Genomic DNA, 26,929 nt, shown 5'->3' with positions numbered 1-26,929 from the left:
TTCAGCAAGAAATTATTTTGCCGGGCTTCGTGGTTATTCGTTGCGGCCCTCCTGCCGAACTTGCCACCTTTATGCCCCGCTCCTTCTCCGCCGCGCCGCGCCGCGAAACCCTCGCTTACCAAAACCAGTCGCTTCACTATACCCTCGTGTTCCGTTCACGGCGCACCATCGGCTTCGCCGTGCGGCCCGATGGCAGCGTGCACATCAGCGCCCCCGCCGGCACTTCGCCCGAGTGGGTGGCCCAGCAGGTGCTCAAAAAAGCCGACTGGATTCTCAAGCACCAGCAGGCCTTTGCCAACCGCCCGGCCCCGGCACCCGCCCGGCTGTTCGACGCCGGCAGCGTACATTATTACCAGGGCTTCCCCTACCGCCTGCGCTTTGCCACCGCCAGCCGCCCCACCGTAGCCATCGAGGCCGATGAGCTGGTGCTCGGCGCTCCCGTCGCGCTCACAGCCCCCCAGGTCGAAACGCTGCTTCAGGCCTGGTACGCCCGCCAGGCCCGCTCGCTTTTTGCCGAGTCGCTGGAACGGGTGTGGCCGCGCTTTGCCGAGTTCCACCTCGGGCGCCCTACCCTGTTTGTACGCCAGATGCGCAGCCGCTGGGGCAGCTGCACGCCGCGCACGGCCCGTATTCGCCTCTCGCCTGAACTGGTGCGCGCCCGTCCCGAATGCCTCGATTACGTGCTGCTGCACGAGTGCTGCCACCTGCTGGTAGGCGACCATTCCAAGGCCTTCTACGACCTGCAAACGCGCCTCATGCCCGATTGGCAGCACTGGAAAACGGAGCTGAACGCGCTACCGAAGTAGCCGAACCTTTTCGTTTTCTTTACCTTCACTCGATGCTTTCCCGGCTATTCCGCGCCTTATTCCTCGGCCTCGTCTGGTTTTACCAGCGCTTTATCTCGCCGCTCACCGCGCCCAGTTGCCGCTATGCGCCCACCTGCTCGGTGTATGCGGCCCAAGCCATTGGCAAATACGGGCCCTGGCGCGGCGGCTGGCTGGCCCTGCGGCGCATTGCCAGCTGCCACCCCTGGGGCGGCCACGGCTACGACCCCGTACCCTGAGCCGTTGGCTTCGTATAGCCGACCTCACACTCTGCTTTTCTGTTAATGCGTTTCATTCCCCTCCTGCCGGCCGCAGTGGCCCTCTTATTTACCTCGGCCTGCTCCCAAGCCCAGTCTGACAATACCACCCAAGCGCCCGGCAGCGAAGCGGCGAAAGTGAAAGGCGGCGACCGGCGCAAAGACAAAAGCGCCGCCGCCGAAATTCCCGGCCTGCGCAAAGTAGGCTCCCTTAAAGGCGTGGTGCCCGAAAGCTCGGGCCTGGCTTCCGCAGCCTCGGGCCAGAGCTACTATAGCTTCGGCGACGACGGCAACTCGGCCACGCTCTACGAAATCAGCGGCGTGGGCAAGCTCATTCGGACCATTGAGGTACCGGCCACCAACACCGACTGGGAAAGCCTGAGCCGCGACGGCCAGGGCAACTATTACATCGGCGACTGTGGCAACAACGAAAGCTCGCGCCGCGACCTCAAGCTCTACAAGTTCCGGCCCGATTCGCCCAAGCAAGTCGGCACCATCTCCTTCTCCTACCCCGACCAACGCGAGTTTCCGCCCAAGAAAAAGCAACGCAATTTCGACTGCGAAGCCAGCCTTTGGCACGACGGCCAGGTGTGGCTTTTCACCAAAGACCGGGGCCAGTCCAGCACCAGCAACGTTTACACCGTGCCCGACCAGCCCGGCACCTACACCGCCAAAAAAATAACCTCGCTGCCCATTCCGGGCGAAGTAACCGACGCCGCCATCCGCGCCGACGGCCACCGGCTGGTGCTGCTGGGCCGGGGCGAGCTGTTCATTCTCGACGGAAATTCCTGGGCGGAAATTCTGAAAGCCACGCCGCGCGAAATTCCTCTCACCGGCGCCGGCCAGACGGAAGGTGCCGTATTTAAAGATGACAATACCTTGCTCATCAGCACCGAGCAGGGCGGGCTTTTTGAGTACACTTTGCCATAGGCGCGCAGGGTTTCGCGAAGTTGAAAAGGGAAGTCCCGCAAAGTCTGGCAGAACGTCAAACTTTGCGGGACTTCCCTTTTCAACTTCGCGAAACTTCGCGCGAAAGCGTTACCGAGCAGTCGTTTCCACTTTCGGCTGCGGGTCGCCCTCCTTGCCCAGGTCGCGCGGGGCGTAGCCGTAGGGATTTTCGGGGTCTTTGCCGGCCCGCCACAGCACCCAGATACCGATGAAAATCAGCGGAATACTTAGCAGCTGGCCCTGGTTGAGCAGGCGGCCATTCTCGAAATCAACCTGGTTTTCCTTCAGGTATTCGCCCAGAAAACGCTGGATGAACAGCAGCACCACAAACAACCCAAACAGCTGCCCGCGGGGTGTGCGCTCCTTGGTGCGGTTCCACATCGAATAAAGCAGGATGAGCAGGAAGATGCAGAAAAGCGCCTCGTAAATCTGGGTTGGGTGGCGCGGCACGGCCACTTTTGTATCAGGAGTAACCGGCCCGTTTATCGGTTGGCCCACTACATCGGGCTCTTTGTCGGCCTGCGGATTGGCCACCCGCTGCACGGCGTACGAGCCGGCCGGTACCGGCTGGTTGGGCGCAAAGCTTTGCAGGTGTTCGGCATCCCGCGGGAACACGAAGGCCCACGGCGCATTCGTCGGCTTGCCCACAATTTCGGAGTTCATCAAATTGCCCGTGCGGATGCAGGCCCCACCCAAGGCCACCACAATTACAATGCGGTCGAGCACCCACAAGTAGTCGAACTTATTGTTGCGGGCAAACAGCCAGCATGCCAGCAAGATGCCGATGGTCGCGCCGTGGCTGGCCAATCCGCCCTGCCAGATTTTAAACACCACCATGGGGTCAGCCATCAGGGCGTCAAAGTCATAAAACAACATATGGCCCAGCCGCGCCCCCACAATGGTGCCCACCAGCATGTAAATCGTAATCACATCAACCCACTGCGGCGATACCCGCTCCGAGCGGTAGATGTGCGTGAGAATGAACGTGCCCACCACGAAAGGCAGCATGAAAAACAGCCCGTACCAGCGCAGGGTAACCCAGCCAATGTGGGCAATGATGGGGTTAACGTTCCAATAAATGGCGGCGAGAAAAGGCGACATGCGTAGCGTAAGTGAAATATGGTTTCAAAGGTACTCCCCCTTGGGCTTGCGCCTTTATCGGCGCAACAATGAAGGCGGCCAGCTACCGGGGGCTGGCGTTGTCATGCACAACTCCTACAGCCGGGCGCAGCGCCGAGCCGTCGCCGCTTAGCATGAGCACCAAAGCGCCCAGCAGCACCGCGTAGGCGGGCCGGCGCAGCCAACCTAATATGGGAGGAGTGGCCGACTGGGCGGCTAGCCGGGCTTGCACCCGAGTATAAAAAAAGGGCTGGGGCTGGTACTTTGGCTGGGCAGCCAACTGGCCCATCAAGTCATCCCAGGCTTCATCAGAGTTGGAGTGAGCTGCAGAATCAGACATGGCGAAGGAGAGGGTTAACGTGTTTGCGCAAGGTTTGGCGGGCCCGAAACAACAACGATTCCACTGCCGACACGGTGGTTTCGAGCACGGCCGCAATTTCCTCGTAGCTCAATTCCTGCTCGTGGCGCAGCGTAAAAGCTACCTGTTGCTGGTCGGGCAAGCGGGCGATGTGGGCCAGTAGCAATTGCAGCTGCTGCTGGCCTTCAAGCAGTGCCTGAGGGTGGCCATGGTCGGGCGGCTCGTGCAGGGTTTCATTGTTAAAACCCAGCAAGCTGGTGAAAAAGGCGAAGCGCTTTTTGGCCCGAGCCCGTTGCCGGTTTTTTAGGGCCCGCGACGTGGCCAGCCGGTAGAGCCAGGTGCTCAGGGCCGCCTCGCCCCGAAATCGGCCAATGGTTTGGTAAACCTCTACAAATACTTCCTGGGCCACGTCCTCGGCTTCTTCCGCCGACCGCAGGAGCGAAAACGCGGTCTGATAAATCCGGTCCTGATAGCGCGCCACCAACGTGCGAAACGCAACTTCGCTGCCCTGCTGCAACTGCGCCACCAAAGCAGCATCAGCGGCCGGCAGCGGGCTCAGTCGAGTATCAGTGAGGAGGCCCTGAGCCACAAGCAGCGGGAATGAATTAGCCAAAGGAACAGGCCTGAAGGTATGATAAGCATCCCCCGCGCCGGCTCGTCGCGGCAATTACCAGGGATATGGCCAGTCAGGTACCATCAGCAGCCAAAACTTGCGGCGGCAACTCAATATATTTTGTAAAATACTGATTGGCAATAACTAATTATCACAAAAAGCCTTGCCCAACCCTATTTTGCCAGCTACAGCCCCGCCAGTTCCTCCGAGAAGCCGCCGCTGAGGATGGGAAACCGCAGCCAGGAGCGCGGGTCCACGTTGTAATCATCCAAATGGAAGCTCGGGGCATACCGCTCCCGCTTCCATTGGTTGCGGCTCCAGAGGGTATAAAAACGCCGCACGAACGTTTTCAGCTGCTCGGTATCAAACCCGGTTTCTTCCCCGCCCAGTGCGGCCAGCACCTGCTTCGGGCTGAGGCGGTCGTAGAAGGCCAGCCGCTCGATGCGGTTGAGCAGGGTGTAGGGCATGAGGTCGCGCTCATCGGTCTGCTTGTCTTCGAGGGGGCGCAGCTCGGCGGTGGGTTGCAGGGCGTTCACATGGCGCAGGGCGAGGTAGCCCAGCTCGGTTTCGGCCCAACGCAGCCACTTTTTCACGAAGTCCTTGTCGACGCCCGCAATGGGAGAAATGCTGCCGGCCGTGTCGCCGTCCATGGTGCAGTAGCCCACGCTGGCTTCGGAGCGGTTGGAGGTAGTGATGAGCAGGCAGTTCTGCACGTTGGCCAGCAGCCAGATGCCGGGGGCCCGCACCCGCGCTTGGATGTTTTGCAGCGCAAGGTCATCGGTTTTCCAGGTCAGCTCCCGGCCCAATGCATTCTGAATTTTGCCCACATAGCCGGTCACTTCTTCATCAATGCCCCAGTTATAAAACCGCGCCCCGATGCTATCGGCCAGTTCTTTGGCCGAATTAAAGGTATCGTCCGAAGAATTGACGGTGCCCTGGTAAGCACAAGTCAGCAGCTGCTGCACCAATTCTTTTTGGGAACGAGGAATTGTCTGGTTAGCTGATTCGGCTAATTCTTCCTTGCCCGCCGATGGCGAGACCGGAAAGCAGCCGCTGCGGCGTTTGAATTCCTCCAACCCCAGTTCCTCCACGCCCAGCCGCACCATCTCAGCCACGCCCACGGCACAGAAGCACGAGTCGGCCCCGCCGCTCAAACTCAGCACGAAGCCGCGGCTGCGCGCCTTGCGCAGGTAGTCAAACAAGCCCAGGCTCATGGCCTGGTTCAGCTCCTTATATTCATCCGGCGTGGGCAAAGGCACTATTGCCGCCGCGGGCTCGGGCTTGGTGGCAAAGTCCACGTCCGTCCATTCCAAATCAACTTCCTTGAAACTCAGCAGCTGGTTACGCTTCAGCAAGTGGCCGTTGCGCGCCATCAGAATTTCCCCATCGAAAATGATGCGCCCCGCTTCATTGCCCAGCAGGTTGGCATACAGATACGTGCAGTCGAACGTGCGCGAGGCCTTCAGTACCAGCTGGTAGCGCACGTCGGTTTTGCTCATGGCAAAGTGGCTGGCCGAGGGGTTCACAATCAAATCCACCTTGCCCATGAGCCGGCAGGCGGGCCGCACGTTATCGGCCCGCCAGGCATCCTCACAAATCTCGAAACCGAAGCGCACGCCCTGGTGCTCAAAAATCAGGTCGCCCAGCGGCCAGGTTTCCCCTTCCCACGTCACGGTCGTCGTCTCGCCCGCCACCCACGGCGCGAAGAAGCGCGTTTCGTAATGCACCCCATCATTGGCCAGAAACTGCTTGGCCGCAAAGCCCAGAATCTGCCCATCGCGCAGCACCGCCGCCGTGTTGTAGGTGCGGTGGTTGAGGCGCACCGGCAGCCCCACCACCACGCAAATTCCCTGCGTCCATTCGCGTACCTGCTGCAAGTGCGCCAGCGCCGCCTCGGGCATCCAGTCGCTCAAAAACAGGTCTTCGCAGCCGTAGCCCGTCAGGCACAGCTCGGGCAGGCACAGCAGCTCCACCCCGGCCGCTTTGGCCTGCTCAATGGCCGTTTTGATGTTGCGCAGGTTGTTCTCCCAGTCAATGGGAATCTGGTTGAGGGCGGCTCCGGCAATACGCATGACGCTTCGCTTAATGAAGAATTAGGAATGAGGAATGAAGAGTGGAGGCTCTCCGGCTTAACAACGACCCAATTCAAAGCCGTGTTTTCATCAAGCCCATTTTCTTCAACCTGACTCAAACCATTCTTCATTCCCCATTCCTAATTCTTCATTAAGCGAAGCGTTAAGCTACCCCCAGCTCCGTCAGCGCCCGTTCCGCCGCCAGCTGCTCCGCCTGCTTTTTGCTTAGGCCCATGCCGGTGGCAACGACTTCCTCATCCAGCAGCACCGTGGCCGTGAATTCCATCATGCCGCCCGGCCGGGCTTCGCCGGTGATGTCGTAGCGCAGGGCTTTGCCTTGTCGCTGGGCCCATTCCACCAGCTTGCTCTTGAAGTTGGCCGTGGTGGTGGTGAGGGTATGTACATCCACAAACCCCTTTACAAGGCGGCTGAGCACAAATTTCCGGGCCGCCGCATAGCCTAAATCCAGGTACACCGCCCCCACCAGCGCCTCCAGCGCATTACCATTTACGGAGCGCGAGCGGGCGGCGCGGCCCTGCGCGGCATCCAATTGCACCAACTTATCAAGTCCCAGCTTGAGGGCAATGCCGTTCAGGCTTTCGCGGTTCACGATGCGCGAGCGCACCTCCGTCAGAAAGCCTTCCTGCTCGTAGGGGTATTTCTTAAACAGGTACTCAGCCACCACCGTGCCCAGCACGGCATCGCCGAGAAACTCCAGGCGCTCGTTGGTTTGGTGCCGGCCCACGCCCGGCTGCTGCCGTACCGCCGACGAATGGGTAAACGCCAGCCGGTACAGCTTGGCATTTTTCGGCGTCTGGCCCGTCACCGTCGCCACGGCCTGCCGAAACGACTTATCAGAAGCAAAAAAACGGGAAACGAAACCGAGCAAGGGAAAGGAAGAGTTAAAGTTGGTAGAGGACGGCGCTATTGTAAACAAAGAACGTCATGCTGAGCGCAGTCGAAGCATCTCGCGTGCAATAGTAATCCAATCGTACGGATTACCGGTGCGGTAGAGATGCTTCGACTGCGCTCAGCATGACGTTCTGGCGATGTGTGGTATGCTGAAACTACAGCTTCCGGAATACCACCGAAGTATTGTGCCCGCCAAAGCCAAACGTGTTGCTCACGGCCACGCGCACATCGCGGGCCTGGGCCACGTTCGGCGTAAAATTCAGCGCCTGGTTGATTTCCGGGTCGGGTGTGTGCAGGTTGATGGTGGGCGGCACCAGGCCGTTTTGCATAGCCAGCAGGCAGGCCACGGCCTCAATACCGCCGGCCCCGCCCAGCAGGTGGCCGGTCATGCTCTTGGTCGAGGAAATGTTCAGCTTCTCGGCGTGCGCGCCAAACACCTGCTCGATTGCCTTGATTTCAGCCCCGTCGCCGAGCGGCGTGCTGGTGCCGTGGGTGTTGATGTAATCCACTTCCTCCGGCGCGATGCCGGCATCACGCAGCGCGTTTTTCATCACCAGCACCACGCCGCTGCCGCTGGGGTCGGGCGCGGTGATGTGGTAGGCATCCGACGACATACCGCCGCCAATTAGCTCGGCGTACATCTTAGCACCACGCGCCTTGGCGTGCTCGTATTCTTCGAGCACCAGCGCGCCAGCGCCTTCGCCCAGCACAAAGCCGTCGCGGTCCTTGTCATAGGGCCGCGACGCCGAGGCCGGGTCGTCGTTGCGCTCACTCATGGCCTTGAGGGCGTTGAAGCCGCCCACGCCCGATTCAGTGATGGCTGCTTCGGAGCCGCCGGTCACCACGGCGTCGGCCAGGCCGAGGCGGATGTTGTTGAAGGCCGCAATAATGGCGTCGTTCGACGAGGCGCAGGCCGACGTGGTCACGAAATTTGGCCCGCGGAAGCCATTTTTGATGGAGATGTTGCCCGAAGAGGAGTCGGCAATCATGCGCGGAATGAAGAAGGGCGAGTAGCGCGGCGTGCCGTCGCCCCGCTCAAACTGGAAGCATTCTTCCTGCAACGACTTCAGGCCGCCGATGCCGGAGCCCCAAATCACGCCTACGCGGTCCTTGTCCACACCGCTGTCGAGCAGGCCCGAATCGGCAATGGCCTCATCGGCTGCCACCACGGCGAACTGCGTGAACAGGTCCATTTTGCGGTGCTCCTTGCGGTCGAAGAAGTTGTCGGGCTCGTAGCCTTTCACCTCACAGGCAAAGCGGGTTTTGAACTTGGTGGGGTCGAAGCGGGTGATGGTAGCAGCGCCACTTGTGCCCGTGCGCAAGCCTTCCCAATAAGCTGGGGCAGTGTTGCCCAGCGGAGTAATGGCCCCAAGGCCGGTAACGACAACCCGTCGGATGGACGACATAAGCAAGCGCCAGAGGCGCAAAAGATGGAACGGGAGTAAACAGCAAAACCGGCCGGCGGCGGGCCGGCCGGTTTGCGCAGAACGAAGGAATTCATTCCGGGCGAAACGAAGAACCTGGGTAAAAGAGTCTACTCAAATGGCTCGTTTGGCGCGGGGTGAAAAAAATTACTTAGCGTGCTCTTCGAGGTAGCTGATGGCCTGGCCCACGGTACCGATGTTCTCGGCCTGGTCGTCGGGGATGCTCACGTTGAACTCCTTCTCGAACTCCATAATGAGTTCAACGGTATCCAGCGAGTCAGCACCCAGGTCGTTGGTGAAGCTTGCCTCGGGGGTAACCTCGGAGGCTTCAACGCCCAGTTTATCAATAATAATGGCCTTTACTTTTTCTGCGATTTCAGACATTTCCGTGGGGGTTTAGGGAAAACTACGGCGCAAAGTAACGAGAGAATTTTCATCTAACCCACGGCCGTGCTTTTCATTTAGGGGTACAAGATTATGGCGGTGCCCCATTGCGGGCCGTAGCTTTGCCCTTGCCTGCCTGCGGGTGCCCTTATTTGTGGCCGTTATGAAGACTTTCACCCTCGACGTTGATTACGAGTGCGACTTTGCCCTGTTTGGCCTCGTCAGCAGCACCCGCGACTATACCTTGGCCTGGACGCTGAACCGGGCCCTGCGCCTGCGCCTCGTGAAGCAGCCCGAACTGTTGCTCAATTTGCTCAGCCGCGGCCGGCTGGTGTTCACGCATTACCTGTACGCCACCGAAACCCTCACGTTTCGGCTGCTGCGCAACCGCTCCGTGGCCCCATCTACCCTCAAAAAGCCCTTCCTGGCCCCCGACATCAAGGAATACGATTACTTGCTGGCCGTGAGCAACGGCAGCGGCCACCTCGCCGACGAAGAACTCCTGCAGCGGCTCACCGCCCTCGATGCGGTGCAGTACGTGTGCCAGTTCGACCCCAACACGCTCAAGTACAAGGAAAATCTGATTCTGTGAACGGGCCGGGCCACAGGGGCCCAACTCCCAGCAGCGCCAAGCAAGGACGAAGGAAGGAAACAAACGTTTGCTTCTCGAAACATTGAGCGGTGCTGTGCAAAAACGATAGGCTATTCCGGGAAATTAACCGACTTTTGCCCCACAGGCCTTGCCAATGGCGCGCCTCGCCGGCTTTTCGGCACCGATTTTTTCATTGGCGTATTGCGTCGGCTTCCTCCTAATTAAAGGCAGGAAGTTTTTTCTGTCACTTCGAACCAACACATGGAAAACGCTCCCACGTTTAATAAAACAAAAATTGTAGCCACCGTCGGCCCCGCTTCCAATACCTACGAACGCCTCGGCATCCTCATGCGCGAAGGCGTGGACGTATTCCGCCTCAACTTTTCGCACGGCTCCTACGAAGACCACCTTTCGGTTATCAACACCGTGCGGCGGCTGAACAAGGACATGAAAACCTCGGTGGGCTTGCTGCAGGACTTGCAGGGGCCCAAAATTCGCCTGGGTGAAGTAGAAGGCGGCGGCGTCGAAATCAAGGCCGGCGACAAGCTGAAGCTGGTGTGCGGCGAGAAGGAAATCAGCACGGCCACGCGCTTGAGCACCATCTACATGGGCCTGGCCCGCGACGTGAAGGCCGGTGACATGATTTTGATTGACGATGGCAAGATTGAGCTGAAAGTGCTGGCCACCGACCGCGACCACGAAGTGGACGTGGAAGTGGTGTACGGCGGCCTCGTAAAGCCCCGCAAAGGCATCAACCTGCCCGATTCCGAAGTCTCGGCCCCCAGTATGACCGAAAAGGACATCGAAGACCTGAAATTTGGCTTGGAGCACGACGTGGACTGGGTGGCCCTGAGCTTCGCCCGCAAGGCCGACGACATCCGCTTTATCAAAAACCTGATTGCGGAAGCCGGCAAAACCACCCGCGTGGTGGCCAAGATTGAAACGCCCGACGGCCTGCGCAACATCGACGAAATCATTGCCATTACCGATGCCATCATGGTAGCCCGCGGCGACCTGGGGGTGGAAGTGAAGATGGAGGAGGTACCCATGGCCCAGAAGATGATTATTGCCAAGTGCAACGCGGCCGGCAAGCCCGTCATCGTGGCCACGCAGATGATGGAATCGATGATTACGGCCCCGCGCCCCACCCGTGCCGAAACCAGCGACGTGGCCAATGCCGTGCTCGATGGCGCCGATGCCGTGATGCTCTCGGCCGAAACCGCCGTGGGTGCCTACCCGGCCGAAGTTATCCGCTCGATGGTGGGCACCATTCTGAGCGTGGAAAGCCGCAGTCCGCAGCTGTTCCACAAGTGGTGGCCCATCAGCCCCGCCAGCCCGAATTTCATGGCCGATAGCGTGCTGTCAGCCTCCTGCCACCTGGCCAAAAACACCGGTGCTAAAGCCCTCACCGGCATGACTCATCACGGCTACACGGCTTTCCAGCTGGCCAAGTACCGTCCCAAAGCCAACATTTTCATCTTCACCGACAACCGCCAGCTCCTTACTGCCCTGAGCCTGGTGTGGGGCGTGCGCAGCTTCTACTACGACCGCCTGGTGAGCACCGACAGCACCATTACCGACATTCGCTACGTCCTCACGGCCACCGGCCACCTCGAAACCGGCGACGTATTCATCAATACCGGCTCAATGCCTATTCAGGACAAGGGCAAAGCCAACATGGTGAAGGTGAGCATTGCCTAGCGCGGTGTCGGGGTTGGTGTAGAGTAGCGCGAACCGTGTCGTTCGCGTCCCCGCGCCGCTAGCTCGTTCTGGCGCGCGAACGACAAAGTTCGCGCTACTGACCCGCACGCACACTGACTTCGAAACGGCTGTAAGCTACTGCTGACGCATTATAAAAAAAGAGCCCGCTGCATATGCAACGGGCTCTTTTTTGTGCCTGAATCAGGTGCTATTCGTGTACAAGCTTCCAGCTAACGGAGGTGCCATCCGGCCCGTTCAAGTGCAATAGGTAGAGGCCTGCGGGCTGCCCGGCCAGCGGCACGGCGACAGCCGTTTGGCCGGTGGCCACGGGCGTGCTCCAGACTGGGCGGCCCAGGGCATCGGTCAGGCGCAGGGTGTGGCCGGGGCGAGCGGGCTGGGCCAGCGTGAGGGTGGCCGTCTCAGCAGCGGGGTTAGGTGCGAGCGAGGCGATGGCGGCCGCCTGCTCGGCACGTGTGGCCAGCAGGTTGACGAAAGCGAGGGGGCTGCCACAAATTGTTGTTACGCCATTCACTGTTTTACGGGAATAAATCAAGTTGTAATCCCTTTCAAACGAGGGGCCCATGCCGGGACTAAAAGTAAAATTCCAAGCGAAGTAATCGACCCCGGTGCCGTAGCTACTTCCTCCATTCAGCGGATAAAATGGAATGTAGGATACCGTCCTACCAGTGCTACAGCCATAGGAACTCGGCCCTGCAATTGGCAGGCCTGCAAAGAGGTAGGATGGCGAAGTAACCGGCCCACTACCCGGAACCGGCCCATTGACGTATTCACCCGTAAGTAGTCGCAAGGCCCCAAGTGGCAATGGTGTTCCCATCGATTGCCAGACATTGCCGCTGAGTGCCAAGGCCCAACGCTTAACTACAATCGGATAATACGTGACTTGAGCAGGACCATTGCAATGCGCACCTGGATAGCCATACCGTTCATAACGTGTCTGTTCCAAGTAAGTAATAATTAGACTGTCGCTTGTAAGCTGACGTCGTGTTACACGCCGTAAAACTTTGCTATCATAGCATTGAACCACTGCTATCGGGTCTTCTTCATTGTAACCGAACTCATCACCCGGCTGCATATCAAATAAGCGCGTTGAACTGTATAGCGACTGCTCGAATCTGGCAGGAAGAATTGGCTGCTCTAGTTGCCCACCCGTTGCACCACCAAGCCACTGCGGCCCCGCCAGCAAGCCGTAGCGACGGCTCAGACGCACCGTTTGGATGGTAGCCCCGGCGATGCTGATGACGGCAACCGTATCCTGAACGCCCGGGCTTATTGTTTGCCAGCTACGGCTTACCAACGTGGCCGTTTGCGCGGGCGAGGCACTGGCCACCCAGCTACTCCCCACGGCGGCGCGCGGAAACAGCATCAGGCTTACCGGAGCCTGCACCCCCGTTTGAGCCAAGGCTTCCAGCGTATAGCTGGCTTGGCCGGGGCGCCAGCGCAGCATAGCCCCGAATAAGTTATTCCGACTCTTCACCACAGGACCACCTCCCCCAGAATTAACAGCGGTAGTCCGCAACCGCCGATTGAAGGCATATACCGAGTCGCCACCAGCCGTGGCATAGGCCGAATCAACTCTAAGGGTATAGTACTCACTGCTGCTGGTAACCGGCGTGGCGGCGTAGCTGTAAATCAGCCCCGGCCGAAACGGCCGCCAGAGCTGCTGCGCGTGGGCACTCAGTTGGCAGGACCCCACTGCCAGTGCCAGGGCTAAAATGCGGTAAGGGTTTTTCATGTTGCAGAAGTGTAGAAAGGAGTGAAATGTAAAATTGGAGACCTTCATTCATGCACGAGCTTCCAACTGGCCGCGGTACCATCCGGCCCGTTCAAGTGCAATAGGTAGAGGCCCGCGGGCTGCCCGGCCAGCGGCACGGCGACGGCCGTTTGGCCGGTGGCCACGGGCGTGCTCCAGACTGGGCGGCCCAGGGCATCGGTCAGGCGTAGCGTGTGGCCGGGGCGAACGGGCTGGGCCAGCGTGAGGGTGGCCGTCTCAGCAGCGGGGTTAGGTGCCAGCGAGGCGATGGCGGCCGCCTGCTCGGCACGTGTGGCCAGCAGGCCGGCAAAAGCAACAGGCGAACCGCAGGTATACGTGGCAGCACCGGGCAACAGCCGGCGCACGTAGCGCAGACCCACATCGTTTGTTTGCAAGTCACCCAGCCCGTTGATGCCAGGCGTTGCCGCGCTTGTCACACCAAATGCCTGTTGCCAGCTCAAATAGTCGAGACCCGGCAGGTAGCCACCTGCAGGTATACCTGTCTGATTCCCATATACCCGCTGATAGCGAAGCTGCACGGGTGTTGGGCACGAAGTGGCTGACCCGCCCGTTGCGTAATCGAAAATCCCCATGCCCATTAGTAACGTTCCCCCTGAACTTATCAAAGGGCCAAAGATGTACTCGCCGGTGAGCAGTGGCAGGGCAGGAAACTGCGGCGACTTGCCATTACGCAGCGAAAATGCCCAGCGCTTTAGCTCCGCAGGGCGCGTAATGGTTCCCGGCGTGCCGCATCCGGGATAGCCGTAAGTTACACTGCGCATTTGTTCCTGAAACGTAATAACCAAGCTATCGGCCGTTTGCATACGGGACAGGAACCGGCGCAGGACGACGCCATTACTACACTGAAATGCGGTCAGGTAAAAAGGGTCCCACACGTAGCCAAGCTCGTCACCGGGCTGCATTGCAAAGAGCGCCAGCGGATAATAAGGAGACTGCGCAAACGGTTGAGGTTCTTTACCTGCCACCCAAGAGGGCACCGAAGCACTGCCCGTAGCCGCCAAGCCAAGCCACTGCGGCCCTTCGAGCAAACCCCGCTGCCGGCTCAGACGAATTACTTGGCCGTTGCTCAGCGTAATGGTGACAACTGAATCTGGCACGCCGCCCACCGCACCCAGCACCCGGCTGCTGAGCGTAGCTGTGAGGGCGGGTTGTGTGCTAGCATTCCAAGTACTACCAACGGGCATTCGGGGCAGCAGTCGCAGGCTCGTTGCCGAAGCGGTATTGAGCATTTCGGCATTGGTTTCCAGAAAGTATTCGGCAGTTCCCGGCCGCCAGCGCATGCGAGCCCCAAACAGGTTGTTGCGGCTGCGGTAATAGTAGGCTTGTGTAGTAGCAGAGGTTGCCAAGCGTAGCAACCGGTTAAAGGCGTATATCGAGTCGCCCGCAGCGGTGGCGTAAGCCGAATCAACCCGTAAAGTGTGCGCCTTGGGACTGCTGCTTGGAGTAGGGTCGGCATATGTATATATCAGCCCCGGCCGAAACGGGCGCCAAAACTGCTGCGCGTGGGCCCTGAGCCCCAAAAACAAGAACAGCGCAGCCAACAGAGGCCGCGCCCAACGGTAGGCGTGTTTCATACGGGTAGTGGTAAATGTGGAAGTACGTCCGTAAGGTACGCAACCTGACCAATTTACCAACCCCCTGCCGGCCAAACGCAAGAAGCCCCGCTCGTTGCCAAGCGGGGCTTCTGTGATGAGCGCGAGACCAGGCCTTGGGGCGGCGCAGCCTGGCCTCGCTGAACTCGTCTCGCACTAAAGCGCGTTGACGAGCTTTGTCAGCTTGCTTTTGTTGTTAGCAGCTTTGTTCTTGTGGATGATGTTCTTCTTGGCCAGACGGTCCAGCATCGAAGTCACCTTCTTCAACAGCTCTTGAGCAGCCGTTTTGTCGGTCGTCGTGCGCAGCTTCTTGATGGCCGTGCGGGTGGATTTGTGCTGGTAACGGTTCAACACGCGCTTGGCTTCGTTGCTGCGGATGCGTTTGAGGGCCGACTTATGGTTTGCCATGAGCAGGAATATGTAGGAGCGTTATGCTTGAGTTCTGTGTTTGGGAGGGCAAAGGTACGAAACGGTCCGACACTATCAAACCTTGACCGTAAAAATATTGGAGCAAAGGCCCTTCGACTGAACGAAAAGCTGTTCGGGTTTCTATCCGGCCCGCCTTAATACCTCCTGCTGTTCATGCCATTTTCACTTTACAGCACTTAAATTAGTATGCATGCCGATTAAGTGCGAACTTTACCAATAAGCCGCTCTACCAGTTTTGCTCTTAGCAACCGCTACAATATCCGTGTCATGCCACTAGTTGCCGAGTCCCATTACCAGCCGCCCTTTTACCTGTTCAATGGTCATGTGCAGACCATTGTCCCCAGCTTGTGGCGGACCGTACCCGATGTAGCTTACCAACGCGAGCGGCTGGAGCTGCCCGACGGTGATTTCCTGAACCTGGACTGGAGCCGCCTGCCCGAATTCCGGCCCACCGATGGCCTCGCCATCGTGTCGCATGGCCTCGAAGGCGATGCTTCTCGGCCTTACGTGCGCGGCATGGTGCGCGCCCTGAACCGTGCCGGCCTCGACGCACTGGCCTGGAACTACCGCAGCTGCGGCGGCGAGATGAACCGCTTGCTCCGCTCCTACCACCTCGGCGACACCGAAGACCTAGACGTGGTGCTGCGCCACGCCCTGGCCACCGGGCGCTACTGCCGGGTTTACTTGTTGGGCTTTAGCGCCGGCGGCAACGTGACGCTGAAATACCTGGGTGAAAATGCCGGCCGCGTGCCCAGCGAAGTGAAACGGGCCGCGGTGTTCTCGGTGCCGACTGACTTAAAGGCCAGTTCCGTACACATCGGGCGCCCGCAAAACCAAGTGTATATGCGGCGTTTCTTGAAGTCGCTGCGCCAGAAAATTCGTGATAAGGCGGCCCTGCTGCCGGGCCAAGTAGATGTGGACGGACTGGAAGCCCTGCGCAATTTTCCACAATTCGATGATAAGTACACCGCACCCATGCACGGCTTCGACTCGGCCGATGCGTACTACCAGTACGCCAGCTCGGGCCGCTACCTGAGCGGCATTCGGGTGCCCACGCTGCTGGTAAACGCCCAAAACGACCCCTTTCTGCCAGCTTCGTGCTTTCCTAGGGAAGTAGCAGCCAACTCGCCGTTCGTGTTTCTGGAAACGCCTTCGGAAGGCGGGCACGTAGGCTTTGGCGAAGGCGCTCCGGATGGCGAATACTATTCGGAACGACGGGCCGTGGAATTTTTAACGGCGGAGGTGCCCGCGTAGGAACCCGCTATGTGCGTTCGACTTCTTGGAGGTTGAAAACCGTTTCTGCGCCGAACGCGCCATGGCGCGTTCCTACTTCGCAGGTACGAAAACCACCTTTTTGGTCTCGAAGAATTCTTCCGCGAAAAAATCACTCAAATCGGTCACCTTGGCTTTTAAGCCTGACTCTGCTATTTCTTCCGTCAGGTCGCCGCCTTTTAAATAATAAAGGCCGCTGCCGGCGGCGCCCTGGGGCTTGAAGCGGTGGGCAATCCAGGGGTGAAAGGTGGCGAGGCGGGCCACGGCGCGGCTCACCACGTAGTCGTATTTGGTGCGCAGCTGCTCGGCGCGGGTTTGCTCGGCCGTTACGTTGTTCAGGCCCAGGGCGGCGGCCATGAACTGCACGGCCCGAATTTTCTTGCCGATGCTGTCGACCAGATGGAAATGCACTTCGGGAAATAGGATGGCCAGGGGCAGGCCGGGCAAGCCGCCGCCGGTGCCCACGTCGAGCACCGCACTGCCTTTCGGAAATTGAATGACTTTGGCAATACCCAGCGAATGCAGCAGATGGCGCTCCACGAAATTATCCATGTCGGTGCGCGACACTAGGTTGATGGCTTCGTTGGTGGCACGGAACTCGGTTTCGAGCTGTTGAAAAAGCTGAAGCTGCTGGGGCGTAAGGGCTGGGAAGTAGTGCTGCAAAAGATTCATAGGAGCAAAGGTGCACGGTTTGCGCCTTTGCTACGACATAGAACGTCATGCTGAGCGCAGTCGAAGCATCTCTACCGCTTCGTTGAGCCGATTGGATTAGTTGCGCGGTAGAGATGCTTCGACTGCGCTCAGCATGACGTTCTATCTTTTATCGGCCAACCCAAACCCCACAAAAAAACCCCGACTTGCGCCGGGGCTTTTTGCTTAAATAATTTGCTTGGTGTTCTTCACCATGTCATAGAGCAGCTCGCGGGCGCGGTGCAGTTGGGCTTTCACGGTGCCGAGGGGGGCTTTGAGCTCGGTGGCAATTTCTTCGTAGCTAAGCTCGTCGAAGTAGCGCAGGCTCACGAGACGCTGGTATTTATCAGGCAGGCGCGACACGACGTGGCGCATGATTTCGATTTTCTGGTTGCGCACGGCGTGCTCGGCCGGGTTCAGGTCGTTGTCGCGGAAATCGATGGTGATTTCGTCGCCATTATCGACTTTGATGGCCGAGTCAATCGACATGGTTTTGATTTTATTCTTGCGGATAAAATCGATACAGTTGTTGGTGGCAATGCGGAACAACCACGTGCTAAAGGCATACTCCGGGTTGAACTTGTGCAGGTTGCGGAAAGCTTTGGCGAAGGCTTCAATGGTGAGGTCCTCGGCATCGTCCTGGTTGCGCACCATCTTGAGCACCACGTGGTACACGGGCTTTTTGTAGATGTGCATCAGCTCGGCGTAGGCTTTTTCGTCGCCGTGGTCCACGGCGGCGCGAATCAGCTTGAAGTCATGCTTGGCTTTGGCTGAGAACTGCTTTTGAATGTCTTGGTTGTCTACTTCCATCGAAGGGTGCGGTTAAGGAATAGCGAGATTCCTAAGGCCAGGTAGTGGAAAAAATAAACCGCGTCGAGCACGGGGAGCAGCCCACCGATTGCGGGCTGGTCGAGGCGCCGGTTGAGACGGGCATACACGGCGCTCACGAATAACGTTCGGAGAACCCATAGGACTGCCAAAGGTACCCAATTGTTGGGCGAAAAAACTAGCACAACCGTAGTCAGGTAAAACAACGCATTGGCCGCCACGAAGGTGCCAATCCGCAAACGGTCGGCCAGCCGGTAGGCGCGACCGGCCGATAGATGCCGCCGCTTCTGGCGCCACCACGCGCCCCAGGTAGCCGCCGGCTCGCTGATGGTGTGGGCCGAGGGGTCGGCCACCACGGCCACGCGCTGGCCCTGGCGCACGGCGTCCTGCACCAGCAAGTCGTCGTCGCCGGAGAGCTGGCGGATGTGTGAGGCAAAACCCTTGGTGGCCGTGAAGCAAGAGCGGGTGTAGGCGAGGTTGCGGCCCACGCCCATGTAGGGCCAGCCCCGCCACGCAAAGCTCAAATACTGAGCGGCAGTCAGCAATGTCTCGTAGCGGATGAGCTTATTGAGAAAGCCAGGGGTTTCGGCGTAGGCCGAAAAGCCGAGCACGACATCGGCCCCGTTGCGGTGCGCAAAGCCGCGCTGCATGAGGCGCAACCATTGGTTGGTGGCCGGAATGCAGTCGGCATCGGTAAAAAGCAGGCGGGCGTGGCGGGCGGCCTTGATGCCGAGGGTGAGGGCGTATTTTTTGGGGGCGAAGCCGTCGGGGGTACGGTCGACGGTGACAAGGCGCACGGTGCTGGGGTAATACTGCGTGAGCTGCTGGGCGTAGAGGTAGGTGTCGTCGTGGCTACGGTCGTCGATGAGGACGATTTCGAAGGCGGCGGGGTAATCCTGCTTCAGCAGCAGCGGCAGCAGGCGGCGCAGGTTGTCAAGCTCATTGCGGGCGCAAACGACGATGGACACTGGTTCCGAATCGGGCCCGAGCTCACTGGATGCGGCCTCGGCGGGGCGGCGGGCGAAGGGCCAGAAGAAATACGCCGCGTAGAAAAGCTGCACCAGCACACAGGCAAGCAACAGCCAGAAAAACGGGGAAGTGGGAAGGTAAGGAAGCAGCAACGGGAAGCGTACGAATGAGCTGCAAAAGTACGGGGCGCGAAATAGGCAGGTTACCTTTGCGGATAGGTTAGAAAGGTGAGACTGTAAATCGCCGGTCATGCTGAGCTTGCCGAAGCATCTCTACCGCTTCGTTGTAGCAGTATTGATTAGTTGCGCGGTAGAGATGCTTCGGCAAGCTCAGCATGACGTTCTTCTCACCCCTTACTCCTTTATCTCCCGAATGACTTTCGACCTTCTCGCTCAGGACCCGGCCACCAAAGCGCGCGCCGGGATGCTCCAAACTGCTCACGGCGCCATCGAAACGCCCATTTTCATGCCCGTGGGCACCGCCGGCACCGTGAAGGCCGTGGCGCAGAACACGCTGAAGGACGACGTGCAGGCCCAAATTATCCTTGGTAATACCTACCACCTCTACCTGCGGCCCGGCCTCGACGTGCTCAAAGCCGCCGGCGGCCTGCATCGGTTCAACGGCTGGGACCGGCCCATCTTGACCGATTCGGGTGGCTACCAGGTGTATTCGCTGAGCAACACCCGCAAGATTAAGGAAGAGGGCGTGAAATTTCGCTCGCACATCGACGGCAGTCAGCATCTGTTTTCGCCGGAGGGCGTGATGGACGTTCAGCGCGTCATCGGGGCCGACATCATCATGGCCTTCGACGAGTGCACGCCCTGGCCCTGCGAGTACGACTACGCTGCCCGCTCCCTCGACATGACGCACCGCTGGCTGAAGCGCTGCATTGAGCGGTTTGACAGCACCGAGGGCCTCTACGGCCACGAGCAGAATCTTTTCTCGATTGTGCAGGGCAGCACGTTCAAGGATTTGCGGGTGAAATCGGCGGAGTTTATTGCCGAGCAAGGGCGCGCCGGCAACGCCATTGGCGGCCTGAGCGTGGGCGAACCGGCCGAGCTGATGTACGAAATGACCGAACTGGTTTGCGACATTCTGCCCAAAGACAAGCCGCGCTACCTGATGGGCGTGGGCACGCCGGCCAACATTCTGGAAAACATTGCCCTGGGGGTGGATATGTTCGACTGCGTGATGCCGACCCGCAACGCCCGCAACGGCATGCTATTCACCACGCAGGGCATTATGAACGTGACCAACCTGAAGTGGGCCACCGACTTCTCCCCCATCGACCCTGAACTGGGCGGACACGCCAGCACGTTTTATTCGCGCGCCTACCTGCGCCACCTTTTCCAGTGCCAGGAAATGCTGGGGCCACAAATCGCCTCGGCCCACAACCTGGCATTTTACCTGTGGCTGGTAAAAGAAGCCCGCAAGGAAATCATCGCTGGCACGTTTAGGCCCTGGAAAGAGCGTATGGTGAAGCAGGTAATGACCAGACTTTAATTAATGAGAGATGAGGAATGAGGAATGAGGAATTGGCAAGTGTGTCGTTCGGTAATTCTTCATTCTTCATTCCTCATTCTTCATTAAAAGAAAGAATGAATATCCTCGACAAATACATCATCAAGAAATTTCTCTCCGCGTTTTTTTTCTCGGTGGTCATTCTGGTGACGGTAATTTGCGTGATTGATTTCACCGAGAAAAACGACGATTTTATTCAGCATAATTTGTCGATGTCGAAAATTATTTTCGGCTATTACATTTATCTGTTTCCGTATTTCGCCAATCTACTTTCGCCCATTACCATTTTTATTGCCGTTGTGTTTGTGACGGCGCAATTGGCAGCCCGGACCGAAATAGTAGCGATTCTGGCCAGTGGCGTGAGTTTTCGGCGGCTCATGTTGCCGTATGCCGTGGGCGGCAGCGTAGTAGGCCTGCTAATATTTGGGCTGATTGGCTGGGTGCTGCCGGTGGGCAGCAAATCGCGGGTTGCGTTTGAGCGGGCCTACATCAAATTGCCGTACCGATTTCAGGGGCGCAACGTGCACATCAAGATTGGGCCGCGCAGCTACGTCTACATGGAAAGCTACGACAACATTAATAACGTAGGCTTCCATTTTGCGCTCGAAACCGTGGACAGCACCATGCTGCGCCGCCGGCTGACTGCCGATGCCATTAACTGGGACTCGACCAAGCACGTGTGGCATTTGTCGCCGCAGCTAGTGCGCACGTTTGTGGGAACGCAGGACGAAACTCTGAAATCCATGCCGGCCCGCGACACGACCCTGAACCTGTTTCCGAAGGATTTTGCCAGCAATTACAAGATTGAAGAAACCCTCACCATGCCCGAATTAAATGCGTACATCCGCACCAAGATTGAACGCGGGGCCGATGACACGCAGATTTACTTGAGCGCCAAATACGAACGGTATTCTTACCCGTTTGCCATCGTCATTCTGACCCTGATTGGGGTAACACTCAGCGCCCGAAAATCGCGGGCCGGGGTAGGAGGGCAAATTGCGCTGGGGTTTGTGTTGGCGTTTATCTTCATCATTTTCGTGATGCTGAGCCGCAACCTAGCGCAGGTGGGGAGTCTGTCGCCGTTGGTGGCCGCCTGGATTCCCACTGCCGTTTTTTCGGTGATTGGACTGGGGCTGTACCGTTATGTGCCAAAGTAACAATCCATCCGTTCAACAATTCACCCATTGATTAAGGACTACCTCAAGCTTCATTTCATTGTGCTCCTGTGGGGCTTCACGGCCATTTTGGGCAAGCTGCTGACGGTGCCACCAGTAGAGCTGGTGTTTTGGCGCACGCTGCTGGCAGCCACGGGCCTGGCGGTGCTGCTGGGGGCGCGGCGCATGCCGTGGCGCATTCCCACCGGGCAGGCACTGCGGCTGCTGGCGGTGGGGGCGCTGGTGGCGGCGCATTGGATAACCTTTTTTCTGGCGGCACGGCTCTCGTCGGTGAGCGTGTGCCTGGCCGGGCTGGCCACGCTGGCGCTGTGGACCTCGCTGCTGGAGCCGCTGCTGCTCTGGCGTCGGGTGCGCGGCTACGAAGTGGGGCTGGGGCTGATTACGATGGTGGGTCTTTACCTGGTGAGCCAGGCCGAGCTGGACCAGCTGCTGGGGCTAGGCGTGGCGGTGCTGTCGGCGGGGTTGTCGGCGCTGTTCAGCGTACTAAATTCCAAGCTGATTAAGCAGCATCCGCCTCTGCGGCTCACGTTCTACGAGATGCTGGGGGCTTGCCTGAGCATTGTGCTGTTTTTTCCTATTTACAGCCACTACTTCACCCAGGGCCACGGCTTGCAGCTGGCCTGGCACGGCTACGACTGGCTGCGGCTGGGCCTGCTGGCCGGCGTGTGCACGGTGTATGCCTTCTCCTCTTCGGTAGAACTGATGAAGCGCATTTCGCCCTTTGCCGTGAATCTGACCATCAACCTGGAACCGGTGTATGGCATCAGCATGGCGGCGGCCATTTACTGGCTGCACACGCAGGGTGTGCTGCACGCACCGCAATTCAACCAGGAACGGATGTCGACGGGCTTCTACATTGGCACGCTACTGATTGTGCTCAGCGTGCTAATTCATCCCTTGGTAGCGCGGCTGATGAAAGACAAAGAGCCCGATTTGAAGCCGGCGATTCCGGTTTAGAGCACGCCCTGCCACACGCTGAACGCTGCCGGCCACGCCAGCACCGGCGGCTCTGCGCCCGCCCACAGGCCATACACAGCCGAGCCCGAACCCGACATGCTGGCATAGGTAGCGCCGGCCGCGTAGAGCTGCTGCTTGATTTCGGCCAATACCGGATGCGCCGGCGTGAGGGCGGTTTCAAAATCGTTGCTCACCGTGGAGCGCCAGGTTTCCATGGGCTGCGCCAAAGCCTCGCGCAAGGGGTGAACAGGTGCTTGCGGCGTGATGCGCGCATACGCCTCGGCCGTGCTGATGTGCAGATTAGGGTATACAACCACGCACCCGGTACCGGCCAGGCTTAGGCTGATTCCCTCGAAAACGTCGCCTTTTTCGACGGCCAGCACGGGCTGATTGCGGATGAAAAACGCACAGTCGGAACCCAGGCGTCGGGCATAGCTGGTCAGATTTTCCACCGACAGATTCAGGCCAAACAACTCGTTAACAGCTTTCAGGGCAAACGCGGCATCGGCGGAGCCACCGCCCAAGCCCGCTCCGATGGGGACGATTTTGTGCAGGTACAGCTGCACCGGCGGCAGTTGAGGGAAGTCGGCTTGCAGCAGTTCGTAGGCCCGCAGGCAGAGATTGGTTTCCGGAGCGCCGGGAATGGGACGGCCGGTGAGCGTGATGCTGGCGGCTTGGCCAACCGGGGCAGGCAGCAGTTCCAGCGCATCCGTCCAGGGCAGGGGCAAAAACACTGATTCGAGGTTGTGGAAGCCGTCGGGCCGGCGCTGCGTGATGTAGAGGCCGAGGTTGAGCTTGGCGTTGGGAAAGACGAGCATTGAACGCTTCGCTTAGTGAGGAATGAAGAATGAGGAATGCTCCAATGTAAGCATGCTTTAAGCCACGGTACCGGGTTGTAAAAGTACCGCCAATCTGGAACAGCCTATTTTTGTTTATGTCTGTAGCAATTCCTCATTGCTCATTTTTCATTCCTCACTAAGCGAAGCGTCATTCCTCATTCCTTCTACGTTCGCCACGGCAAGCGCCTGCTCGATGTGGCAGTAGCCGGGGCGCTGCTGCTGCTCACACTGCCGCTGCTGGCTGGCGCGGGCCTGCTGGCGGCCACGCAAAACCGGGGGCGCTGGCTGTTTCGGCAGCGGCGACCGGGCTGGCACGGGCAGCTGTTTACGCTGTATAAGATTCAAACCATGAGCGACGCCCGCGATGCCGCCGGCCAGCTGCTGCCCGACGCCCAGCGCCTGCCGGCACTAGGCCGCTGGCTGCGCGCCACCTCCCTCGACGAGTTGCCCCAGCTCTGGAACATTCTGCGCGGCGACCTCAGCCTGGTGGGCCCGCGCCCGTTGCTGCCTGAATACCTGCCCTTGTACTCGCCTACCCAGGCCCGGCGCCACGAGGTGCGCCCCGGCCTGACGGGCTGGGCCCAGGTGAACGGCCGCAATGCCCTTAGCTGGGAAGAAAAATTTGCCTACGATGTGTGGTACGTCGACCACCTTTCCTTTGGCCTCGACCTCACCATCTTGTGGCGCACGGCCGGGCGGGCTCTGCGCGGCAGCGACGTGACCGCGCCGGGCCAAGCCACCACCACGGCGTTTCGGGGCAGTCCGCCCCCGCCGGTTTCCTCGTAGCTTTCCACCCATGACCCAGTTGTTTTTTTCAGATTACGAAATAGAATCAGCCGAGCAAGCCCCGCCGCTGGTCATTTTTGGCGCGGGCGGCCTGGGCCGCGAGGTACTGCTGCTGCTCCAGCAGCTCAACGAAACGCAGCCCACCTGGCACGTGCGCGGCTTCTACGACGACCAGGCCCCCGCCACGCCCACGGTGGCCGGCCTCCCCTACTTGGGCACCGCCGCCGACCTCAACGCCACCCCGGAGCCGCTGGCGGTGGCCGTGGCGGTGGGCAGTTCGGCCGGACGGGCGGGCGTGGTGGCGCGGCTCAACTCGCCGCAACTGTCGTTTCCGGCGCTGGTGCACCCGCGGGTGGCGCTGGCCCCGCGCCAGCGCATTGCCCTGGGCAAAGGCTGCATCATTCAGCAAGGCTGCCTGCTCACCTGCGACATCACGCTGGGCCGTTTTGTGTTGCTGAACCTGGGCTGCACCATTGGCCACGATGCTGATTTGGGCGACTTTTGCTCCCTCATGCCCCATGCCAACGTGAGCGGCGCAGCACGGCTTGCCACCGGCGTGTACCTCGGCACCAATGCCACCATTATTCAGGGGGTGCGCATTGGTGCCCATACCATTATCGGGGCTGGCGCAGTGGCCGTGCGCGACCTGCCCGCCAACGTGACGGCCGTGGGCGTACCAGCGAAAGAATTAAGAATGAAGAATGAAGAATAAAGAATTTGCAAGCAGTAACGTCATGCAGCGCGCAGCGAAGCATCTCGCGCGCTGTCACTAATCAATACGATTGAGTACTACCCCATACGAGATACATCGCTGCGCGCTGCATGACGTTCTACCTGGTGTTCTATACTCAATTCCTCATTCTTCATTCTTAATTCCTCATTAAGCGAAGCGTCATGCGTAGCCAGGATTACGACCGCCTCTACCTTTCCCCGCCCCACTTGGGCCGGCACGAGCTGAACTACGTGCACAAGGCCATTGAGGACAACTGGGTGGCGCCAGCCGGGCCCAACATCACGGGCTTTGAAGCCGACATCTGCGCGGCTACGGGGGTGGCGCAGTGCGTGGCCCTCACCTCGGGCACGGCGGCCATTCACCTGGGGCTGATTTTGTTGGGCGTGGGCCCCGGCGATGAGGTGCTGTGCCCTTCCTTCACGTTTGTGGCCACGGCCAACCCCATTGTGTACCTCGGGGCTCAGCCGGTGTTCATCGACAGCGAAGCCGATACCTGGAACCTGTGCCCCGAGCGCCTGCGCGAAGCCATTGTGGACCGCCTGGCCAAGGGCAAAAAGCCCAAGGCTCTCATCCTCGTGCACCTCTACGGCATGCCCGCCAAGCTGACCGAAATAATGGCGCTGGCGCAGGAATTCGACATTCCCGTGCTGGAAGACGCAGCCGAAGCGCTGGGCTCGCGCTACGGCGGCCAGCCGCTGGGCGGCTTTGGCCGGGTGGGCGTGTTTTCCTTCAATGGCAACAAGATTCTGACCACCAGCGGCGGCGGCGCGCTGGTGACCAACGACGCTGTGCTGGCCCAAAAAGCCCGTTTCCTGGCCACCCAGGCCAAGGATGACGCCCCCTACTACCAGCATTCCGAAGTGGGCTACAACTACCGCCTCAGCAACCTGTTGGCCGGCATCGGCCGGGGCCAGATGGAACTGCTGGACGAGCGGGTGAAGCGCCGCCGCGAAATCTTTGCCTGGTACCGCGAGCACCTGGCCGACCTGCCCGGCCTGACCGTGGCCCTGGCCCAGGAGCCGGCCGGCAGCCGCTCCAACCGCTGGCTGACCACCGTGCTGCTGGCCGCCCCGGAGCCCGAAGCCCCGGCCGCTGCTGTGCTCACGCCCGAGGCGCTGCGCCTGCACCTCGAAACCCACAACATCGAGAGCCGGCCGCTGTGGAAGCCCCTGCACTTGCAACCCTTATTCGCTACCGCGCCCATGTATGGCGGGGCCGTGTGCGCCGACTTGTTTGCCCGTGGCCTGTGCCTGCCCAGCGGCACCGCCATGGGCGACGCAGAGCTGCGCCGGGTGGCCGATGCCCTGCACGAAGCCTGGCGCTAGTGGCCAAAAGCAGCATTTCATATCAGCATATTGGCTTACGCGTTTATCATTTGGCGAATGCATCTGCCATCACGAATATCCCGGCGCAGATTGGTCCCATAATTGCAAATTATGTATTGCGCGACGGCCATACACCTTCGTTTTGTCGTTAAAGGCGCAGCTAACCCTTTTTTCCCATGAACAACTCCCACGCTTTCGTTGCCCTGCTGTTGGTCTTGCCCTTCGCCACTATGGCCCAAACCAAGACCACAAAGACCTCCACAACCACCAAGCCAACCACGACCACCACGGCCCCGGCTACTCAGCAGCAAACCGAAGTAACCGAAGACCTGGACCCCGCCACGGGCAAGGTTATTCGGCGTACCACCCGCACCATCAATGTACCGGCGGGCACTACCACTCCTTCCTCGACCGCAACCACCAGCAGCTCGACGGAGGAAGCCCCCGTAGCCGCTGCCTCCGATGCCCAGGTGACCAGCTTCCTGCGCCAGAAAACCACCGTAAGTACACTCTCGGCTACCGGCCTGCTCAAGGCCTACGAATATTTTATTGAGCGCGTGCGCGAAGACCGTTCGAACTGGAAACCCACTGACTGGAACAACGCCGCCGCCGTGCTCAGCAGCCTCAATGGCCGCTACCAGCAGCTACGCTCCAGTTTTTCGCTCGATGACAAACTGACCATCCGCTCACAGCAGGGCGAGTTTCAGGCCCTTCGCACCGCCAAGCAGATTTCGACTTCGGTGTCGGACAAGCTGTAAGAAGCCGCGCCGGACGGGCTTCATTGCCAAGGCCCGCTTCCTAAAATTCAATACCCACC

General features: G+C 59.5%; 27 protein-coding genes. 13 read left to right on the top strand and 14 right to left on the bottom strand.

Annotation, left to right across the window (positions count from 1 at the left end; genetic code table 11):
- Nucleotides 1-71: 71 nt before the first annotated feature.
- From JKL48_RS04800 to JKL48_RS04790, 3 genes are read left to right on the top strand one after another with little or no spacing between them, the layout of a single operon-like run.
- Nucleotides 72-806 (top strand): M48 family metallopeptidase, encoded by a 735-nt coding sequence (locus JKL48_RS04800; RefSeq protein ID WP_201979256.1) that lies wholly within the window; start codon nucleotides 72-74, stop codon nucleotides 804-806.
- A gap of 32 nt (nucleotides 807-838) precedes the next feature.
- Nucleotides 839-1,063 (top strand): membrane protein insertion efficiency factor YidD, encoded by a 225-nt coding sequence (gene yidD, locus JKL48_RS04795; RefSeq protein ID WP_201979255.1) that lies wholly within the window; start codon nucleotides 839-841, stop codon nucleotides 1,061-1,063.
- Between the two features lie 45 nt (nucleotides 1,064-1,108).
- Complete coding sequence (locus JKL48_RS04790) at nucleotides 1,109-2,011, top strand: hypothetical protein (protein ID WP_201979254.1); 903 nt, start codon at nucleotides 1,109-1,111, stop codon at nucleotides 2,009-2,011.
- Nucleotides 2,012-2,119: 108 nt separating this feature from the next.
- Here the strand turns inward: JKL48_RS04790 and lgt are convergent, their stop codons facing one another.
- The 7 genes from lgt to JKL48_RS04755 form a co-directional block, all read right to left on the bottom strand.
- On the bottom strand, nucleotides 2,120-3,130 hold the full coding sequence (gene lgt, locus JKL48_RS04785; protein ID WP_201979253.1) for a prolipoprotein diacylglyceryl transferase: 1,011 nt from the start codon (nucleotides 3,128-3,130) through the stop codon (nucleotides 2,120-2,122).
- An 82-nt stretch (nucleotides 3,131-3,212) separates the two neighbouring features.
- Nucleotides 3,213-3,488 (bottom strand): hypothetical protein, encoded by a 276-nt coding sequence (locus tag JKL48_RS04780; protein ID WP_201979252.1) that lies wholly within the window; start codon nucleotides 3,486-3,488, stop codon nucleotides 3,213-3,215.
- Nucleotides 3,481-4,095 carry an RNA polymerase sigma factor gene (locus JKL48_RS04775; protein WP_317191895.1) on the bottom strand — a complete coding sequence of 205 codons (615 nt, stop codon included), beginning with the start codon at nucleotides 4,093-4,095 and terminating at the stop codon, nucleotides 3,481-3,483. Before JKL48_RS04775 ends, JKL48_RS04780 begins: the two co-directional genes overlap by 8 nt.
- 209 nt (nucleotides 4,096-4,304) lie before the next feature.
- On the bottom strand, nucleotides 4,305-6,191 hold the full coding sequence (gene nadE, locus JKL48_RS04770) for an NAD(+) synthase (RefSeq protein ID WP_201979250.1): 1,887 nt from the start codon (nucleotides 6,189-6,191) through the stop codon (nucleotides 4,305-4,307).
- Between the two features lie 163 nt (nucleotides 6,192-6,354).
- Nucleotides 6,355-7,080 (bottom strand): ribonuclease III, encoded by a 726-nt coding sequence (gene rnc / locus JKL48_RS04765; protein ID WP_201979247.1) that lies wholly within the window; start codon nucleotides 7,078-7,080, stop codon nucleotides 6,355-6,357.
- 178 nt (nucleotides 7,081-7,258) lie between these two features.
- A complete protein-coding gene (fabF, locus tag JKL48_RS04760) occupies nucleotides 7,259-8,509 on the bottom strand; it encodes a beta-ketoacyl-ACP synthase II (RefSeq protein WP_201979245.1) in 1,251 nt (416 codons plus the stop codon).
- A gap of 165 nt (nucleotides 8,510-8,674) precedes the next feature.
- On the bottom strand, nucleotides 8,675-8,911 hold the full coding sequence (locus JKL48_RS04755; RefSeq protein ID WP_019948606.1) for an acyl carrier protein: 237 nt from the start codon (nucleotides 8,909-8,911) through the stop codon (nucleotides 8,675-8,677).
- Nucleotides 8,912-9,074: 163 nt separating this feature from the next.
- On the opposite strand from JKL48_RS04755, the gene JKL48_RS04750 reads away from it, so the two are divergent.
- Both JKL48_RS04750 and pyk read left to right on the top strand, forming a co-directional pair.
- Nucleotides 9,075-9,503, top strand: a complete 429-nt coding sequence (locus JKL48_RS04750) for an IPExxxVDY family protein (RefSeq protein WP_201979243.1) — start codon at nucleotides 9,075-9,077, stop codon at nucleotides 9,501-9,503.
- 261 nt (nucleotides 9,504-9,764) lie between these two features.
- Complete coding sequence (gene pyk, locus JKL48_RS04745; RefSeq protein ID WP_201979241.1) at nucleotides 9,765-11,204, top strand: pyruvate kinase; 1,440 nt, start codon at nucleotides 9,765-9,767, stop codon at nucleotides 11,202-11,204.
- A gap of 208 nt (nucleotides 11,205-11,412) precedes the next feature.
- Here the strand turns inward: pyk and JKL48_RS04740 are convergent, their stop codons facing one another.
- The 3 genes from JKL48_RS04740 to rpsT form a co-directional block, all read right to left on the bottom strand.
- The gene (locus JKL48_RS04740) at nucleotides 11,413-12,957 is read right to left on the bottom strand and encodes a T9SS type A sorting domain-containing protein (RefSeq protein WP_201979239.1); all 1,545 of its coding nucleotides are present in this window, start codon (nucleotides 12,955-12,957) and stop codon (nucleotides 11,413-11,415) included.
- A 44-nt stretch (nucleotides 12,958-13,001) separates the two neighbouring features.
- A complete protein-coding gene (locus JKL48_RS04735) occupies nucleotides 13,002-14,342 on the bottom strand; it encodes a T9SS type A sorting domain-containing protein (RefSeq protein WP_201979237.1) in 1,341 nt (446 codons plus the stop codon).
- Between the two features lie 402 nt (nucleotides 14,343-14,744).
- The gene (rpsT, locus tag JKL48_RS04730; protein WP_168674786.1) at nucleotides 14,745-14,996 is read right to left on the bottom strand and encodes a 30S ribosomal protein S20; all 252 of its coding nucleotides are present in this window, start codon (nucleotides 14,994-14,996) and stop codon (nucleotides 14,745-14,747) included.
- Between the two features lie 288 nt (nucleotides 14,997-15,284).
- Between rpsT and JKL48_RS04725 the strand changes: the two genes are divergently transcribed.
- A complete protein-coding gene (locus JKL48_RS04725) occupies nucleotides 15,285-16,271 on the top strand; it encodes a YheT family hydrolase (protein WP_201979234.1) in 987 nt (328 codons plus the stop codon).
- Between the two features lie 72 nt (nucleotides 16,272-16,343).
- Here the strand turns inward: JKL48_RS04725 and rsmG are convergent, their stop codons facing one another.
- From rsmG to JKL48_RS04710, 3 genes are all read right to left on the bottom strand, one after another.
- On the bottom strand, nucleotides 16,344-16,961 hold the full coding sequence (gene rsmG, locus JKL48_RS04720) for a 16S rRNA (guanine(527)-N(7))-methyltransferase RsmG (protein WP_201979230.1): 618 nt from the start codon (nucleotides 16,959-16,961) through the stop codon (nucleotides 16,344-16,346).
- Nucleotides 16,962-17,165: 204 nt separating this feature from the next.
- Nucleotides 17,166-17,789, bottom strand: coding sequence for an RNA polymerase sigma factor (locus tag JKL48_RS04715; protein WP_201979227.1), 624 nt, complete (start codon nucleotides 17,787-17,789; stop codon nucleotides 17,166-17,168).
- Nucleotides 17,780-18,928 (bottom strand): glycosyltransferase, encoded by a 1,149-nt coding sequence (locus JKL48_RS04710; protein ID WP_201979225.1) that lies wholly within the window; start codon nucleotides 18,926-18,928, stop codon nucleotides 17,780-17,782. Before JKL48_RS04710 ends, JKL48_RS04715 begins: the two co-directional genes overlap by 10 nt.
- Before the next feature lie 220 nt (nucleotides 18,929-19,148).
- On the opposite strand from JKL48_RS04710, the gene tgt reads away from it, so the two are divergent.
- The 3 genes from tgt (at nucleotide 19,149) to JKL48_RS04695 (ending at nucleotide 22,429) form a co-directional block, all read left to right on the top strand.
- Nucleotides 19,149-20,279 (top strand): tRNA guanosine(34) transglycosylase Tgt, encoded by a 1,131-nt coding sequence (gene tgt / locus JKL48_RS04705; RefSeq protein ID WP_201979223.1) that lies wholly within the window; start codon nucleotides 19,149-19,151, stop codon nucleotides 20,277-20,279.
- Nucleotides 20,280-20,374: 95 nt separating this feature from the next.
- Nucleotides 20,375-21,454, top strand: a complete 1,080-nt coding sequence (locus tag JKL48_RS04700; RefSeq protein WP_201979221.1) for an LptF/LptG family permease — start codon at nucleotides 20,375-20,377, stop codon at nucleotides 21,452-21,454.
- Nucleotides 21,455-21,481: 27 nt separating this feature from the next.
- Nucleotides 21,482-22,429, top strand: coding sequence for a DMT family transporter (locus tag JKL48_RS04695; RefSeq protein ID WP_236668620.1), 948 nt, complete (start codon nucleotides 21,482-21,484; stop codon nucleotides 22,427-22,429).
- Here the strand turns inward: JKL48_RS04695 and ispE are convergent.
- Nucleotides 22,426-23,247 carry a 4-(cytidine 5'-diphospho)-2-C-methyl-D-erythritol kinase gene (ispE, locus tag JKL48_RS04690; RefSeq protein ID WP_201979220.1) on the bottom strand — a complete coding sequence of 274 codons (822 nt, stop codon included), beginning with the start codon at nucleotides 23,245-23,247 and terminating at the stop codon, nucleotides 22,426-22,428. The genes JKL48_RS04695 and ispE overlap by 4 nt on opposite strands.
- Nucleotides 23,248-23,382: 135 nt before the next feature.
- On the opposite strand from ispE, the gene JKL48_RS04685 reads away from it, so the two are divergent.
- The 4 genes from JKL48_RS04685 (at nucleotide 23,383) to JKL48_RS04670 (ending at nucleotide 26,870) form a co-directional block, all read left to right on the top strand.
- Nucleotides 23,383-24,054: a sugar transferase gene (locus JKL48_RS04685; RefSeq protein WP_317191897.1), complete on the top strand. Its 672-nt coding sequence runs from the start codon at nucleotides 23,383-23,385 to the stop codon at nucleotides 24,052-24,054.
- A gap of 10 nt (nucleotides 24,055-24,064) precedes the next feature.
- A complete protein-coding gene (locus JKL48_RS04680; RefSeq protein ID WP_201979219.1) occupies nucleotides 24,065-24,766 on the top strand; it encodes an acetyltransferase in 702 nt (233 codons plus the stop codon).
- 182 nt (nucleotides 24,767-24,948) lie between these two features.
- Complete coding sequence (locus JKL48_RS04675; RefSeq protein WP_201979217.1) at nucleotides 24,949-26,112, top strand: DegT/DnrJ/EryC1/StrS family aminotransferase; 1,164 nt, start codon at nucleotides 24,949-24,951, stop codon at nucleotides 26,110-26,112.
- Nucleotides 26,113-26,288: 176 nt separating this feature from the next.
- Nucleotides 26,289-26,870: a hypothetical protein gene (locus JKL48_RS04670; RefSeq protein WP_201979216.1), complete on the top strand. Its 582-nt coding sequence runs from the start codon at nucleotides 26,289-26,291 to the stop codon at nucleotides 26,868-26,870.
- The last annotated feature ends 59 nt before the right edge of the window (nucleotides 26,871-26,929 follow it).

Source organism: Hymenobacter rubidus, from assembly GCF_016734815.1.
Lineage (GTDB): Bacteria > Bacteroidota > Bacteroidia > Cytophagales > Hymenobacteraceae > Hymenobacter > Hymenobacter rubidus.
The sequence above is the reverse complement of the archived record's forward strand: the minus strand, read 5'-3'. Positions and strand labels throughout refer to the sequence as shown.